General features: G+C 30.4%; 15 protein-coding genes and 1 other RNA gene. 5 read left to right on the top strand and 11 right to left on the bottom strand.

The window, feature by feature from the left end; translation table 11 throughout:
* Positions 1-184: helix-turn-helix domain-containing protein (locus B7R65_RS17225; protein ID WP_142288274.1), on the bottom strand; the 184-nt coding region annotated here is incomplete at its 3' end.
* A gap of 67 nt (positions 185-251) precedes the next feature.
* Entirely contained in the window at positions 252-1,535 is a 1,284-nt protein-coding gene (locus B7R65_RS17230; protein WP_088044082.1) for an MDR family MFS transporter, read from the bottom strand.
* A gap of 189 nt (positions 1,536-1,724) precedes the next feature.
* Here B7R65_RS17230 and B7R65_RS17235 point away from each other — a divergent pair, with 189 nt between their 5' ends.
* Positions 1,725-2,774: a YkvI family membrane protein gene (locus B7R65_RS17235; RefSeq protein ID WP_088044083.1), complete on the top strand. Its 1,050-nt coding sequence runs from the start codon at positions 1,725-1,727 to the stop codon at positions 2,772-2,774.
* On the opposite strand, the gene B7R65_RS17240 is transcribed toward B7R65_RS17235, so the two are convergent.
* The 4 genes from B7R65_RS17240 to B7R65_RS17255 all read right to left on the bottom strand — a co-directional run bounded on the left by B7R65_RS17240 (position 2,771) and on the right by B7R65_RS17255 (position 6,391).
* Positions 2,771-3,139, bottom strand: coding sequence for a DUF3979 family protein (locus B7R65_RS17240; RefSeq protein ID WP_088044084.1), 369 nt, complete (start codon positions 3,137-3,139; stop codon positions 2,771-2,773). The genes B7R65_RS17235 and B7R65_RS17240 overlap by 4 nt on opposite strands.
* A 167-nt stretch (positions 3,140-3,306) precedes the next feature.
* Positions 3,307-3,687 carry a hypothetical protein gene (locus B7R65_RS17245; protein WP_088044085.1) on the bottom strand — a complete coding sequence of 127 codons (381 nt, stop codon included), beginning with the start codon at positions 3,685-3,687 and terminating at the stop codon, positions 3,307-3,309.
* Positions 3,688-3,794: 107 nt separating this feature from the next.
* Positions 3,795-5,969, bottom strand: a complete 2,175-nt coding sequence (locus B7R65_RS17250) for a DNA topoisomerase III (RefSeq protein WP_088044086.1) — start codon at positions 5,967-5,969, stop codon at positions 3,795-3,797.
* 197 nt (positions 5,970-6,166) lie between these two features.
* Entirely contained in the window at positions 6,167-6,391 is a 225-nt protein-coding gene (locus B7R65_RS17255) for a hypothetical protein (RefSeq protein WP_088044087.1), read from the bottom strand.
* 616 nt (positions 6,392-7,007) lie between these two features.
* Here B7R65_RS17255 and cspD point away from each other — a divergent pair.
* Entirely contained in the window at positions 7,008-7,205 is a 198-nt protein-coding gene (gene cspD / locus B7R65_RS17260; protein WP_088044088.1) for a cold-shock protein CspD, read from the top strand.
* Positions 7,206-7,330: 125 nt separating this feature from the next.
* Positions 7,331-7,576: a DUF2564 family protein gene (locus B7R65_RS17265; RefSeq protein WP_088044089.1), complete on the top strand. Its 246-nt coding sequence runs from the start codon at positions 7,331-7,333 to the stop codon at positions 7,574-7,576.
* Positions 7,577-7,635: 59 nt separating this feature from the next.
* Here B7R65_RS17265 and B7R65_RS17270 read toward each other — a convergent pair whose 3' ends face one another.
* On the bottom strand, positions 7,636-7,812 hold the full coding sequence (locus B7R65_RS17270; protein ID WP_088044090.1) for a zinc-finger domain-containing protein: 177 nt from the start codon (positions 7,810-7,812) through the stop codon (positions 7,636-7,638).
* 16 nt (positions 7,813-7,828) lie between these two features.
* Positions 7,829-8,485, bottom strand: a complete 657-nt coding sequence (locus tag B7R65_RS17275; RefSeq protein WP_088044091.1) for a reverse transcriptase-like protein — start codon at positions 8,483-8,485, stop codon at positions 7,829-7,831.
* Between the two features lie 182 nt (positions 8,486-8,667).
* Here B7R65_RS17275 and B7R65_RS17280 point away from each other — a divergent pair, with 182 nt between their 5' ends.
* Together B7R65_RS17280 and B7R65_RS17285 are read left to right on the top strand one after the other, a co-directional pair.
* Positions 8,668-9,048: a reverse transcriptase-like protein gene (locus B7R65_RS17280; protein ID WP_088044092.1), complete on the top strand. Its 381-nt coding sequence runs from the start codon at positions 8,668-8,670 to the stop codon at positions 9,046-9,048.
* A gap of 15 nt (positions 9,049-9,063) precedes the next feature.
* Positions 9,064-9,999: a DMT family transporter gene (locus B7R65_RS17285; protein ID WP_088044093.1), complete on the top strand. Its 936-nt coding sequence runs from the start codon at positions 9,064-9,066 to the stop codon at positions 9,997-9,999.
* Positions 10,000-10,005: 6 nt separating this feature from the next.
* On the opposite strand, the gene ssrS is transcribed toward B7R65_RS17285, so the two are convergent.
* The 3 genes from ssrS to B7R65_RS17300 form a co-directional block, all read right to left on the bottom strand.
* Positions 10,006-10,187, bottom strand: a non-coding RNA gene (ssrS, locus tag B7R65_RS17290) — 6S RNA.
* A gap of 59 nt (positions 10,188-10,246) precedes the next feature.
* On the bottom strand, positions 10,247-11,080 hold the full coding sequence (locus B7R65_RS17295) for a sulfurtransferase (RefSeq protein WP_256941382.1): 834 nt from the start codon (positions 11,078-11,080) through the stop codon (positions 10,247-10,249).
* A gap of 15 nt (positions 11,081-11,095) precedes the next feature.
* Positions 11,096-14,692, bottom strand: coding sequence for a dynamin family protein (locus tag B7R65_RS17300; RefSeq protein ID WP_088044094.1), 3,597 nt, complete (start codon positions 14,690-14,692; stop codon positions 11,096-11,098).
* Positions 14,693-14,962 lie beyond the last annotated feature (270 nt).

Raw genomic sequence — 14,962 nt, forward strand, 5'->3', positions numbered from 1 at the left:
CTATCGAATAGTTTGTATATGTAGAAGTTAAACTATCTACGCCATATTCATTATAGAAAGCTACCCAAGTTTGTACGATTCTTTTTCGTACACCAATAGATTTACCGATAGAATCATATGAACCATGACCATCAAGATATTTATGAATAGCTATTAATTTTTGATCTAGTGAAATTTTGGTCACAAAAAATGCACCTCCAATTGTTAGTTGTGTCTAACAATTGGGGTGCAGTTCAATTTGGGTCCTTTTTCTATACTACTTTCATTTCATTTTGTTTATTTTCAGATTTGAATTTCATTTCTTTAAACATTATTTCAAATAAATAAGCTCCACTTAGTGCTAATAATGAAATGATAATAAATGTCCATTCATACCCAATTAATCCAGCAATAGGGATTGTTAACGGAGCCAAAGTCCTTCCTATTGACCATCTTAGTCCAGCTGCAGCAAAATATTGTCCTCTTTGATTTTCAGGAGCGATTTTTGCAATAAATGCATTTTGAACGCCTACAACTAATATTTCACCAAGTGTAAATATTGCCATCGCGATGAATATTACATATGCCGACAAAGTAAATCCAAACAATAACATTGAAAATGCATAGCAAATAGATGAAACGAAAAATAATAAACGTTCGTTAAATTTATTTACAAATTTCGTAATAAACACTGTAAGAATAGCTACTATTAGTCCATTTTCAGCAATCGTCCAGCTAAATAATGTCTCGCTATTTGTTTTCAAGGAAAAATCCCCAATTGAAAATAACGTTTGAGCAGGTATACTTTCTTTTATATAAACTGCAAGTAATAAATCTAATTGTGTAAAAGTCTGCGAAATTAATATCCCTGCAGCAACAAATAAGAAGAATATTTTATCAGTGAAGATGACCCGATAATTTTTAATTTGGCTTATTAAAACCTTTGCTACAGACGTTTCTTTTTCATTCTTACTACCTTCTGGTAATGTTTCCTTTATTAAAAATAAAATCATGAAAGAAACCAATACAAAAATAAAAGATGATACTAAGAATAATTCAAATCTAGCTTTAAAAAATAATACTCCTCCAATGATCGGACCTATAACGACATTTACATTTATCATTGTGTAAAAAACAGCGAAAACCAAATTTCTCTCGTTCTCATCTTTAACAGTATCAGCTACCATAGCTGAACTTGCTGGAGAATATAGCATTCCTGTAACACTAATAATTGCAAAACCGATAAAAGTTAGCCATGGTGAGGTTAAAAATGGAGAATTAGCAATTGTAAGTAAAATCATACCACCTGCTTGAATAAACGCAGCAATTACCATCATTCGTTTTCTTCCGTAAGTATCTGCTAAATACCCCCCTAGTAAACTAGCAAATACACCTACTGATTGCGAACACATAAGTAATACTCCTGCTGTCACTTTTCCCAATTCCTCTGCAAAATATATTGCCAAAAACGGCAAATACATCCAAAAAAATAAGCCAAAGAAAAATTCAGCTACGAGCCTTACTTTCATATTAAAATTCCATTTGAGTATATTCATGCTGTTAGATCCCCCTTCCCCTCTCTCACTTTAACATAATTAAAAATGGCGGTAAATCACCTATTAATTAAGCGATACGATTATTCATACTTAGCAAATATTTTTCGTTTTAGAAAGTTAATTTTGACTGCATGTCTAATTTGTTAAAATCTATCATACAATTTAGTACTACTTTCAGGAGGACTTCCTATGAAAATTAACTTTAATAAAGATGTTCGAAACATAGCATTTACATATGTAGGAACTGTCATTGGGGCAGGTTTTGCAACAGGGAAAGAGATCGTCGAGTTCTTTTCAATTAATGGAGTTTATGGGGCTATTGGCATCGTATTCGCCACAATATTATTTTGCTGGTTTGGGACAAAAATCATGATGATTGCACATACATATAACCTTAAGTCCGCACAACAATTCAATACTTTGTTATTTGGAGAACTTGGGGGAAATATCATTAATGGATTATTATTTTTTGTTTTATTAGGGGTTACGTCTGTCATGCTTTCAGGTGCTGGTGCAGTATTTAAAAATTATTTACAATTCAATTCAATTATTGGATCTTTACTGTTTATTTTATTAACTTTTTTGGTTTTACGCAAAGGGACAAGTGGTTTATTCAGTTTAAACAATACGGTTGTCCCAATAATGTGTGCCTTTATCGTTGCAGTCTTTATCAATTCACATCTTCCATTTACATTTCATGACATAGCTGTAAATAACATTCTACCATCCTTCAAAGGAATAAATTACACGATTTTCACTAAACCAATTACATATGTATGTTTAAATATGGCATTGGCACAAGCTGTATTAGTTCCGATTGGTTCTGAATGTAAAGAAAAATCTTCTATTATATACGGTGGACTTTTAGGTGGACTTATTTTAGGGATTATATTATTTTTAATTCACTTAAATGTATCAACTGTGATTAATTTCCAACATTATGAAATTCCAATGGTTGAGGTCATAAAACAGGTTCATCCACTCTTCTATTACTTTTTCCTAATGGTTATTTTAGCAGAAATTTTCACAACTCTAGTTGGAAACATATATGGAATGTCACGACAAATACAATCAGTAATCAAATTAAATAACAATCTGCTAGTTATTGTCTTACTTGTTTGTTGTCTTATTATAAGCGTGATTGGATACGCTCCTTTATTGACTTTCTTATATCCGCTAATCGGATGGATCAGTTTCTTTATCATCCTTACTCTACTCAAACCTAAAAAATCAACTTAATCACAGTCTTCACAAAGTTCATAATATAATCCGAATTCAAGATGCAAATTTGGTTTCCATTCAATTTTAAACATTCTACTTTGCCAGCGCTCTAGTACAAATTGAATCGAACATTCGTCTTCATCATTAATTAATACCATTTGATGAACTTGTACACTTTTCACACTAAATCGATTTATTCCATCAATATACCAATCAATTTTCAATTCATCATACTCATTTAGTACAAATTGTACATATGTACCTGGTTTATTATCCATTTTCAACTCACTAAAAATTCCATCTTCTGTAACGATGATAGGGTAGCTACCTTCTTCATTTTTAAAAAGCTTTATTTGAAAGGTATTTTCTAAAAAACAAATCATTTTATCACCAACTAGTTGTAGATTTTGATGTTAGTTTAACATGAATAAAGGTTTAATATAAAGGGATAAGCGTTAAGGGATTAGAAATACCTAATCAATTGAGATATATGAAAAAAATACAATAGAAATAGGGTTAACTTTTTTTCTAAAAGTAACCCTATATCTTTTTAATCAGTCTTTTTATATAAAGCTTTGTATTTTGGCCAAACTTTTCTACGTTCTTTCATAATATTTACGAATTCTTGTTTACATTGGTCCAAATGAGTGAGTGGCACTAATACATTATTATTCCATTTTGTAATTACGCCTTCTGTTGAATAAATAATAAATTCATAATCCGAATAAATACCAACAAATGGATAATTCAACTGTTCAAAGATTTGTTCAGCAAAATCCTCTGAAAATGAAACAAATACTGGCCGAGTACCAATTCGATCTAAATCAAGAATATGCACAATTCTTTTTTCACAATCAATACTTATTGAATAAACGGAAGGAACAATTCCACCTGTTAAATAAACTTGCTCATTACCATAGAACTCCTTCACCATAATCCCCCTATTAAGCTTGTAGATTAGTATATGCAATACCCAATAGTTGGCACTAATGAAATATACATTCTTTGAAATTCTTAATTCTTTTTTATGTCTTCACATCAATTCTTAATCGAATGAACAAATATGATTTTACCTTCTTCTGTAAACTTTAACGAAGCGTCAAACTCTTTACCATCTTTACTAAAACCATTAATAACTTCACTAACTTCTCCACTTAATAGTTGTTTAATTATAGCTTTTGAAAGAGTTTTCCCTAGGATCTTTTTAGAAATTGTTAAACTACATTTCGTCTTTTGAAAATTTTCACAACCATAAAATGAACCCTTGTCTATGATTTTCCCCTGACATTTGATACATTTCCCTACACTACTTGTAGTCTTTTTACTTCCAAATTTAGAGCTTTTCATTTCCTCAATACGGTAGTCCGAAAAATTCCATTGTGCTTCATTTTGAAATGCATCTGAAATTATTTTTTCAGTTAATTTTTTTGCTTGATCCATAAAATCTAAACTACTTGCTTTCCCATCGCCTATTTCACTTAATCTTTGTTCCCACTTAGCTGTCATTTCAGGAGATGTTAAAATATTCTCCCCGAGTGCATAAATAATTAGTTTTCCTTTATCCGTTGCAAAAACTTGATTTTTCTTCACATCAATATATTTTCTATTTTTTAATGTCCCTATAATTCCTGCTCTTGTGGCCTCTGTTCCCAGTCCCTCTGTTTTATTTAATATTTTAGTCAGTTCTGGATCTTCTATATGTTTACCCGCTGATTTCATTAAAGTGATTAATTGGCCTTCTGTATATCTCTTCGGTGGTTGAGTTTTCTTTTCTTTAACTTCCACTTTTTTGACTGCCCCTTCATCACCAGTGTTAACGACAGGTAATATTTGTTCATCATTATTCTTTTCTTTCTTTTCTTTTGTCTTTTCAAAGATAACTTTTCTCCAACCTTCTTGAACCAATGTTTTTCCTTTTGAAATGAATGTAGCCCGATTTTCGACAATTGTATGAATAGTTGTATAATCAAAGATTGCACTTTCATAATGTGCACTAATTAATCGATTAACAATTAATTCATAAATTTTTTGTTCTTCATCATTCATCCTATTCATTGAAGGTACTTGTTCAGTCGGAATGATGGCATAATGATCTGTAACTTTTTTCTCATTTACATATCGACTATTATTTAAAATAGACTGATTTGGTAAAGGAAAGAAATTCGCAAATTGCTCTATTTTCTCAATTTTCTTTAGTATATCAGGTAACATCTTAGCCTCTTCTTTAGTAATAAAGCTAGAATCTGATCTCGGATAAGAAATATTTCCTTTTACATAGAGTTTTTGCGCAATCTCCAACGTTTTTTGAGGAGAGAATTTATATTTTGCATTCGCATCTGCTTGAAGAGCTGATAAATTATATAAAAACGGAGGCTGAAATTCTTTTCGCTCTTGCTCAATTTCAGATATTTTAGCATTCTTATCTACGCAAAACTCAGCAATTTTTTCTGCTAATTCTTTTGACGAGATTTTTGAATCAGACTCCTTATGCCATTTTCCAAAAAATTTCTGCTTCCCAAATTGAAATGTAGCAAATACTTCCCAATAGGGATCAGACTTAAATTTTTCGATTTCTAATTCCCTTTTTACGATTAAGGCCAATGTTGGTGTTTGGACTCGTCCAAGTGAAAATACATCTTGAATTCCCTTTTTTTGAAGATGTAAAGAATACACTCGTGAAGCATTCATTCCTACTAACCAATCAGCACACGCTCGACTGTATGCTTCAAAAAACAAGTTTTTAGTTTCATTTTCGTCCAGAAGTTGATCAAAACCCTTTCTTACTGCGTTTTCTGTTAAAGAAGAAATCCAAAGTCTCTTCATCGGTTTTCGATTTCCTGCAAGATTTAAAATTAACCTTACGATATGTTCACCCTCACGTTCACAATCTCCTGCAATAATAATTTCGTTTACATCATCGTGATGGACTAAATTTTTAATAATTGAAAACTGATCCATTTTTCCTTTTGTAACTTTGTGTTGGAATCGATTTGGAATGATAGGCAATGTGGTTAGTGACCACCTTTTCCATTTTTCATCATATTCTTCTGGAGATAAAAGTTCACATAAATGCCCAATTGCCCATGTTAAAAAAGCACCTTTTGGAAAATATTCATTAGGTTGAATGATTAAATAACCCTTCTTCTTTTGAAATTGGAATGGTGCTGCAAGTTTTAATCCCTGATCGGGCTTCTCCGCTATTATTAATTTCATTCTATTCCCCACATTACTTTCATTTTTTAACAATTATTTTCTTTTAAACTCATTTAAATATTATATAACGTATTTATTAAAATCATATACAAAAAAACAAAAAACCTTGAACTAGATTATTAAGTTCAAGGCAATAATAATTTAAATTTTATCTTTTTAACTTCCTAAAAGTCACCTAATTAGTGCATTTCGAGGAACTATTGACAAGCAGGATTTCTTGGGATTTGTTTAAATTCAATCTCTTCTAAGACTTTAAAACGCTTAGTAACAATTATAACAAAATTTGCAGTCCAAATATATTGCGGGAAGTTATTTTCATCTAGCATCATTGCTTGATACGTATCATTCATCATTTCTTCGAAGCGGTCTTGTGTGATAAGCTCATTCTCAATTTGAAATTCAACCCATTCACAATTTAACATCTTCATCTCTCCGTCTCTCTATTTTTCTTTTTAATCTAGGCTCTGTTAAAAATAATGTTGCTTTCCGTTAGAGAATACTCTCTTTTTAGTGGGGAGTGAGTTGAGCCTCCTTAGCCCACACGATGTGGGTCATGAAAGCTTTAAACAGGACGGCGTAGTATTAGGCATGCCTACCTTTTTGACCACTGAGGAGTCTCACCCTTATAGCTACTCTCATTAGAATCTCGCACCTTCCACTCCAATCAAATCTCATAAATCACTCTTTGCTTCAATTCCTGTTAAATTTTTCATTACAATGCATTTTGTTTCATATCAACAATAAATATTACCAGAGCGTTTTTCTAAAATAGTAGTGCTCCCTAAATTTAGATCAGCAACTACTATATCTCGATTATATCATTAAAACTATATTAATTGTGAATTACTTCACAATAATGTTTAATTGTATTTATAAGTTTGACAAAATCATGTTAACTGTATGGAAATTCTGCTTTAAAGCGCTTACTTGACTTCTATTATTAATAGTTGTATATTAATTTCAACATTTATTAGTATAAACTAAATAAATGAAAATTCTTTCGCGCAATATGTGCATTGTTTTAGGAGGATAAGAAATATGCAAGGTAAAGTTAAATGGTTTAATAACGAAAAAGGCTTCGGTTTTATTGAAATCGAAGGTGGAGACGATGTATTCGTACATTTCTCAGCTATTCAAAATGATGGCTTTAAATCATTAGAAGAAGGCCAAGAAGTTTCATTCGATGTTGTTGAAGGCAACCGTGGACCTCAAGCTGCTAACGTAGTAAAGATATAATAACACTGACTACATAAAGGACTGTTATACAGTCCTTTTTTATGTTTAATTTTAAAAAAGTTAGAATCTCTTTCATTTTTCGTTCGTAATTGGGAATACTACGAAGTGAAATAAGGAGGGTTTATATGTCGAATTTTAATAATTTTGAACAAGTTGAAATGAAAGTAAAAGCTGCACAAAAAATGGTAGGAACAGCGACAATGAGTATGGATCAGCATCAACTCTCTGATGCGACAGATGCTATTACACAAGCTAGAGCTCAACTTGAGAAAATGAAAGCTCTTGCAACAGATTTAGATGAGGAATTTCTAGTTAAACAAGAGGAATATTTAGCTCAAGTTGAACAACAGCTTAATGAAGCTCTTCATTAAACACTCAAACTGAATAATTAGTTACATAAAAAGAAGGTACTGCCATTAGTACCTTCTTTTTATATTAATTGCTTACCCATATCTTTAATTTTTTCACCGACAGTACATTTATTTATGCAAAATGATTGTGCGAATTTTTGACTATGATCCTTTCTAAAATGTTTATAGACAAAACAACCATCACAGTAGTTTTTAATTAAATTATCTATTTCTTCCAATATTAATTTACGTTCCATTTAACAATCCACCTCTTCAAGTGACTTCAATTATACTTTCTATTTTATTTCCTTTGAGAGCCTGAGTTGCAAGATTATGGGCCTCTTTATTTTCGGTTCTTTTAATTAGCTCTAAATTCAAACTAATATGAGATTCCTTTATCTTTTTTTCAATTCGATTAATATATTTCTGATGTTGTTCCTCAAAACAAGGCCAATCTCCTTGTAATTGATTTATAACAACTTGAGAATCTCCTCTAACTGTAATTCTTTGTCCTTTAACATTCATCTCTTCTAGCAATAAAATTGCAAACTCTAATGCTGCGAATTCAGCTTCATTATTAGAAGATAATCCATCTAGTTTCTCATTAGATCGTTTTCTATATGATTTTCCATTTTGATTAAAATATAAGCAAACACCAATACCTGAAGTGAAAGAAGCTACATCAAATCCACCGTCAAATAATAGTATGATATTATGGGGTTCTTCTTCAAGTTCTTTTAAATATTTTAAGACTTGTTTTTTTGTCCATTCAGTCTCATATTCATCTATAAATACAATTTCTCTTGTTCGGCCTGTACTTTCAAAATCTTCAGCTAGCATCAATGCTTCTTTTACTTCTAATAAATCTGTTTCTAATGTTATTTTATACTTTTTCTTCGTTTGATACTTCCAGATTATCTTTAATTTCATTCTAGTCACCTTTCTTTCTATAGAATGTTTACTAATTATTGTTTGCATAATAACAGCTTAATTCAGAAGAGAATACTGTGTATTTAGATAATTTGAACCATCTTTTTTACATTCTTTGTTTTAAGTTTTCATTTTTTTGAATATATACTAAAATGGTGTATATAACACTATGGAGGTTAACTATGATTGAAGTCTACATTGATGGTGCTTCCAAAGGAAATCCAGGTCCATCAGGTGCTGGTGTTTTCATTAAAGGCATTAAAGACCCAGTTTTCTTAAGTATTCCATTAGATTCAATGTCTAATCACGAGGCTGAATTTCACGCCTTAATCGTAGCATTAGACTATTGTATAGAAAATAATTTTACAACTGTATCATTCCGAACAGATTCTAAAATTGTTGAACAAAGTATTGATAAGAAATATTCAAAAAATGAATTGTTTATACCTTTATTAGAGAAATCACTTAAACTAATAAATCAACTAGACTTATTCTTTATTAAATGGATTCCATCAAACTTAAACAAGGTTGCTGATGAACTTGCTCGTAAGGCCATTAAATAAAAAGGACTGTACGATATGAAAAATAAACTAATCGCTTTTTCTTCTCTTTTAATTATTTCCTTTGTTTGGGGTACTTCATTATTCATTGTTAAAGAATCACTAAATATTGTACAACCATTTACATTTAATGCATTACGTTTTATTGTAGCTGCTATCGTACTATTCTGTGTACAAACATTATTAGATCGGAAAAAAGATCGTCGATTCCATGAAAAGTCAGGATATATATCCCCAGGTATCATCATTGGATTGTTTTTATTTCTTGGTAACTTATTTCAGACGTTCGGACTACATTTCACAACAGTTTCTAAATCAGGTTTTATAGCTGCTTTAAGTGTCGTAATCGTCCCATTACTCTTATTTTTCAAATACAATAAAAAGCCCACTATTCATAACAGTATAAGTGCTATTATTGCTCTATTAGGTTTATTATTATTAACAGTTTCCACTAGTTCAACTTTAGATTTTGGAGATTTTTTAACTTTCTTTAGTGCAATTGCATTTGCATTACACATTATTTATTCAACCATTCATTCGCCTCGATATAATTCTCTAAAATTAGCAACAATCCAAATTGCCTTTGTTGGACTAGCATCATGGACATTTGCTTTAATATTTGAAGATTGGCAAGTTATTTTTCATAAAGAACTTTGGACTAATAAATCCTTTATTTTTTCAATTCTTTTCACAGCAATCTTCTGTACTGCTGTAGCATTCTTTATTCAAATGTTTGCACAAAGAACAATCAGTGCAATAGAAGTAGGTATAATTTTAGCAACCGAACCTGTTTTTGCTGCAATAATAGGATATTATTATGGTGGTGAAAGGCTGTCAGAAATCGGTATTATTGGGTGTATCTTAATCTTAGGATCAATTATTATGACTCAATTAAAAAGAAAGAAAACTAAAAAGCTAAATCAAATCGAAGAAAAAACCATTCACAAAATGTGAATGGTTTTTTTTCCCGCAAATGCCGTTATTCCTTTTATGTCTAAGTAAACCGAAACTCTAAGGTGGATGTCCTCACAAGTAACTTTCATCCTCCTATAATAGGCACGATGTTGTTACTTAAATATCGGGCTTCCTGTCTACTCTCATTGGTTTAAGACATAAACTGACAACGCACACAGCAGGGTTTTTCTTTTGTTTCTTAATTTGTATCCTTATTCTATACTATCCTTTTTTATTTTGCAACAGATTAATTTATCTTATTCACATCATTTTCATCATATGAAATCCAATCACTAAAACTACCTGCATATAACTTTACATTCCGATATCCAGCCTCGATTAAGCCTAAATAATTAACACAACCTGTTACACCAGAACCACAATATACAATCGTTTCCTTCTCTTTACTTAAGTGTGCAAATAGGATTTCTAATTCTTCCTTAGATTTAAAATCACCATTTTCATTTAATACATCTTTCCAAAATGAATGTTTCGCACCTGGAATATGACCAGCCACTTTATCAATTGGTTCATGTTCACCTTTAAATCGAATAAGTTCTCTCGAATCGACGATATTTACCTTTTCACTTTGACTATTCGATTTCACTTCTAACATCGAACTAACAATTTGATTGTTACTATTCACTACAAATTTTTTCGGTACAATATCCACAATTTCAGAAGTTATTTCAAAACCGCTTTCTACCCATTTTGTATAGCCACCATTTAGTACAAATGTAAATTTTTGGCCTACTAGTTTACATAAAAACCAACATCTAGCGGCATTTTCATTCGTGCCATCATCATAACAAATTACAATGGTATTTTGATCGATACCTAGTTTACCTAATAATTGACCAAATTCCTCCAAATCGGGTAATGGATGCCTTCCTCCATGCTGTTTTACTTCACTTGATAAATCCTTATTCAAATCAACATATCTAGAAAGTGGAATGTGATTTTGAAGATAAGCCTCAAAACCATAGCTTGGATTAGCTAATTGAAAACGGCAATCTAAAAAAATGACATTTTTATTCCATTGTAAAGTATTTGCAAGAGTAGAATCGATTATATATTTCACTGATAATGTCCACCTTTAGCTTAATTTTTTAAACTGTATTAGCGTTATATCATCAACAATCTGTTCATCTAAGTTTGAAGTTGCCTCAATTGTTTGATGTACATCATTTTCAATTTGCTTATTGAAATGATTTAAAATTGTAGACATTGTATTCGTAAATTGAATTTGATAGTGTTCTGCAAATAATTTTTCGATACTTGATAAATATGATTTTAAAGGTGTTCTTAATTGTTCAATACATTCATCTAACATCAACTCTTTTTTGTTTTCTACAAAAAAGCTTTTTGGATTTTTATAATGCGATTTTAAATTTTCAAATGTATTCACATCAATGTATTGATCAGGATTAAGTAGTTCTACAGAAATGATTTCACTTACATTCGTTTTTTGAATCGTAAATTCCGTTTGAATAGTCTGTAATTCATCTATTATTCTATTTTCAGCATTTAGAATTTCACTCATTAAAAACTTTTCTAAACGAAAACCAGTTACTCTTAATTCCTTTAAAATTTCTTCTAGTATTTCATACATGAATTCTCGTATTTTTGTATTGAAAATTTGTTTACTATTCTTAGTTGAATTATTAAAAATACTTGGGTTAAAAAAGTACGGGAACAAGTCTCTCATTCGCAATTCAATTCTTTTTTCAATAAAGAAAATTAATTGCTCACTTTCTTTCATGAACGACCTAGGTAACGAACTTGGCATAGCAGCTTGCAAGGTATTATTTACATCGACTTTTATCTTTTCAAGTTCAGATAAAAATTGGTCTTTTTCTAGTTTTAAGCGATCAAATCGTTTAATCGTATCAAGTAATATTTTTTCTAACATTAATAAATCATTAACAAACGTTTTAAAGACTTCATTTGCAATTTCAAATTGAAAGAAATTCTTAATCTTTTCATTTAGTCTTTGGTAATTCAGTTTAAGTTCTTCGCTAATAGATGTTTGTTGATATCCTTTCATTTGAAGCATACTTGATATTGCAAATACCGATGGAAATCTTACACCTAATTTAGTTAATTGATTAATAAAGAAGTTTTGTACAATTGAAATTTCAGCACTATCCTTCGCCAAATCAGAAGCATTCAATACAAAATAAACTTTATCGCTGTCAAAACTCTCTCTCATACGGCCAATTTGAATTAAGAATGATTCATCTTGACGCGTAAATGCATGTTGGTAATGAGCAACATACAAGATTAAATCAGCCTTCTTTAAATAATCAAATGCCAGTTCAGTATGTCTCGAGTGGATACTATTTCCCCCCGGAGTATCAACTAAAACAATCCCACTTTGTGTAATCTCACAATCATAATAAACCGTACTTTCTTTAACAAAACAAGCTCGATTCTCTTCACTGATTACGCGTACATATTCTTCTAAATCATATTGTTGGGTCGTACCCAATATTTCTTTCATTTGTAAATAGTTCATACATACACTATCTGCATAGATCCAAGCATCAGCAGGAATTTTATCCTTCTGTTTTTTTGTGACAGTTTGAAGTGTACTAAACCAATGATCGTTAGTTTCTACGCCCCATTTTTTGAAAAAATCAAGAAACTCTTCTTGTAAAACTAATTCAGACTTATAAGTTACATCTGCCTTTTTATTACCAGAATCGATTGTAGACTTTTTAATTTTGCAAATCGCAGCAGTGGTTGGGTGAGGTGAAACAGGTAAAACACGTTCCCCAAGTAATGTATTAATATACGATGTTTTTCCTGAACTAAACGCTCCGAATAAAGCAATGGTATACTCATTTGATTTAATTTGCTCTCGTTTTTCTAACAGACTATGAATTTTATTTTTCACAAATTTATTATTTGATAAATTCTTTAACAAATTATCTGCGATCTCATATTTTGAATTAATTTCCTCATTCGAATATTTTTTTACATCTAGTTTTTGACTTTCGACGTCTTCAAATGATTTTTCTTCTGTTTGAATTTCGTTTGAAAGAATATTCCTTTCCATTAATTCATTAACTGAAATAGAAATTGGTACAATTGGAGAGTAAACAAGCACTTCATCCTGTTTATTTTCAATAATATTTTTCATTTCAGATATCATTTGATCAAGTTGATGATTTTTGAAATCAATTCGATCAAATTCATTTATCTTTTCAGAAAGTTCTTTCTTTCTAATTTCTAACACACTATTTTGTTTCTCGTTTTGAAGTTTCATTTCTTTTGAAACCGATTGAATAAATTCAATGATTGATTTGCGATAAATTGACTTTATTCCATCACTTACTTCTTTTGTATACTGTAATAAGTAGTTTCCACTAGTATTCACTAATTGAGCAGGCTTTGGACAAAGATCACTTTCACTAAGTTTAGGCTCTAGGATATTTTCAAATTGGCTTAAATCAATTTTATTGTTTTCGACTTCTTTAAACGATTTCGTTGCAGCTTCTTTAATGAAATATTCGATTTGTTTTATAGTTAACTCATGTACATTTTTAATAAATTGTTGTTTAGCCTCATCTGATGCTATCTCTAGTTTTTTTCGAGATTGGAAAAAGCCTTTATTTTGTAATGCCTTCTCTGTTTCTAAATAAACTGAAGCTAAATTTCTCATTTCAAATGGTGTAATGTTTGAATTATTTAATATAAGTTGCGTCGATTGAGAACAATTATTTTCAAACGTAGTTATCCCATCCTGAAGTTTTTCCATTTCATCAGTTACTTCACTGAATTCATTTTTAAACTGTGAAAAATCGGAATCTAGTTCTGTTTTTTCATTCTCAAAGTTTACAATTTGTTCACCCATAATATTTAAGAAGCTAGTATAATCATTTTCGATTTGTTGCTCTTCACGAGTTTTATATAAACCATCTAAGTATTGCATAAATTGGTTCAGTTCATTATGATTAGCATTTTTAACTTTCGTCGATAAGTAAAAAACAGGTAATTTTTCTAAGCCCTGTTTCTTTAAATTGCTAACTACACCTTCTTTAAACTCTTCAAATGTTAATTCAGTTTCATCATGTTTATCAATACAAGTAATCATTAAACAGACTTTATTGTTTTTCTCCATTAACCCATTTATAAAATCGATATTGGTTTTTGAATGGACATGCTGATAATCCATTAAATAGAAAATACAATCCGCTAAATGAATTACTGAATTAGTCGCTTCTAAATGATCCATATCAGTCGAATCAATTCCAGGTGTATCAATTAAAACTACACCTTTTGGAATTTTAAACATATCTTGCCACCATTCAATTTCAATGATAGATGCGCTATCTTGAGCAAGTTTTTTTAATTCTCCGCCTTCAATATCATCTTCCAACTGATACATTTCACCATTCTTTAAAGTAAGTAATAAATTATTTGCTCCATTTTTTAATTTCACGACATTTGCACTTGTTGGAATCGGACTAGTTGGTAGCTTTTCAACATGTAATAAATCATTCAAAAGAGAAGATTTTCCTGCAGAAAAATGCCCACAAAATACAAAATAACTTTCATGATTTTGAATTTTATAAGCTAATTTTTTTAATTGAAATAATTCTTTTGAATTTTCCTGTGCAGAAAGTAAAGTGATTCCTGAAGAAACCTTATTTAATAAATCTCCTCTGTTAATCTTAGTGTTTTGCAACGTGATTTCCCCATTTCATTTCAAACTCAAATAAATCCCTAAAATTATTTTATCCCCATATATATTAATTTGGAAGAAGAATGTATAGGCAAATCAATTATAAATAAAAAAACTAGGTAACATCACCTAGTTTTGAACTTGTTTAAGTACATATTTAGTTAATACAAAATATAAAAGTATTGTAGCAGACACAAATCCAAGAACCATTGACGCACAACCTTTCGAAGTTGATAATGATTTTCATTCTAGATTAATAATATCAGTTTTGCT

Source organism: Bacillus sp. EAC, assembly GCF_002156875.1.
GTDB lineage: Bacteria > Bacillota > Bacilli > Bacillales > Bacillaceae_G > Gottfriedia.

What these genes read in the sequence shown, in the direction of transcription:
- B7R65_RS17240 (WP_088044084.1), bottom strand. Translation starts at nt 3,139, where the DNA reads ATGATTTGTTTTTTAGAAAATACCTTTCAAATAAAGCTTTTTAAAAAT.
- B7R65_RS17275 (WP_088044091.1), bottom strand. Translation starts at nt 8,485, where the DNA reads ATGAAATTAAAGATAATCTGGAAGTATCAAACGAAGAAAAAGTATAAA.
- B7R65_RS17265 (WP_088044089.1), top strand. Translation starts at nt 7,331, where the DNA reads ATGTCGAATTTTAATAATTTTGAACAAGTTGAAATGAAAGTAAAAGCT.
- B7R65_RS17285 (WP_088044093.1), top strand. Translation starts at nt 9,064, where the DNA reads ATGAAAAATAAACTAATCGCTTTTTCTTCTCTTTTAATTATTTCCTTT.
- B7R65_RS17235 (WP_088044083.1), top strand. Translation starts at nt 1,725, where the DNA reads ATGAAAATTAACTTTAATAAAGATGTTCGAAACATAGCATTTACATAT.
- cspD (WP_088044088.1), top strand. Translation starts at nt 7,008, where the DNA reads ATGCAAGGTAAAGTTAAATGGTTTAATAACGAAAAAGGCTTCGGTTTT.
- B7R65_RS17250 (WP_088044086.1), bottom strand. Translation starts at nt 5,969, where the DNA reads ATGAAATTAATAATAGCGGAGAAGCCCGATCAGGGATTAAAACTTGCA.
- B7R65_RS17255 (WP_088044087.1), bottom strand. Translation starts at nt 6,391, where the DNA reads ATGTTAAATTGTGAATGGGTTGAATTTCAAATTGAGAATGAGCTTATC.
- B7R65_RS17270 (WP_088044090.1), bottom strand. Translation starts at nt 7,812, where the DNA reads ATGGAACGTAAATTAATATTGGAAGAAATAGATAATTTAATTAAAAAC.
- B7R65_RS17230 (WP_088044082.1), bottom strand. Translation starts at nt 1,535, where the DNA reads ATGAATATACTCAAATGGAATTTTAATATGAAAGTAAGGCTCGTAGCT.
- B7R65_RS17280 (WP_088044092.1), top strand. Translation starts at nt 8,668, where the DNA reads ATGATTGAAGTCTACATTGATGGTGCTTCCAAAGGAAATCCAGGTCCA.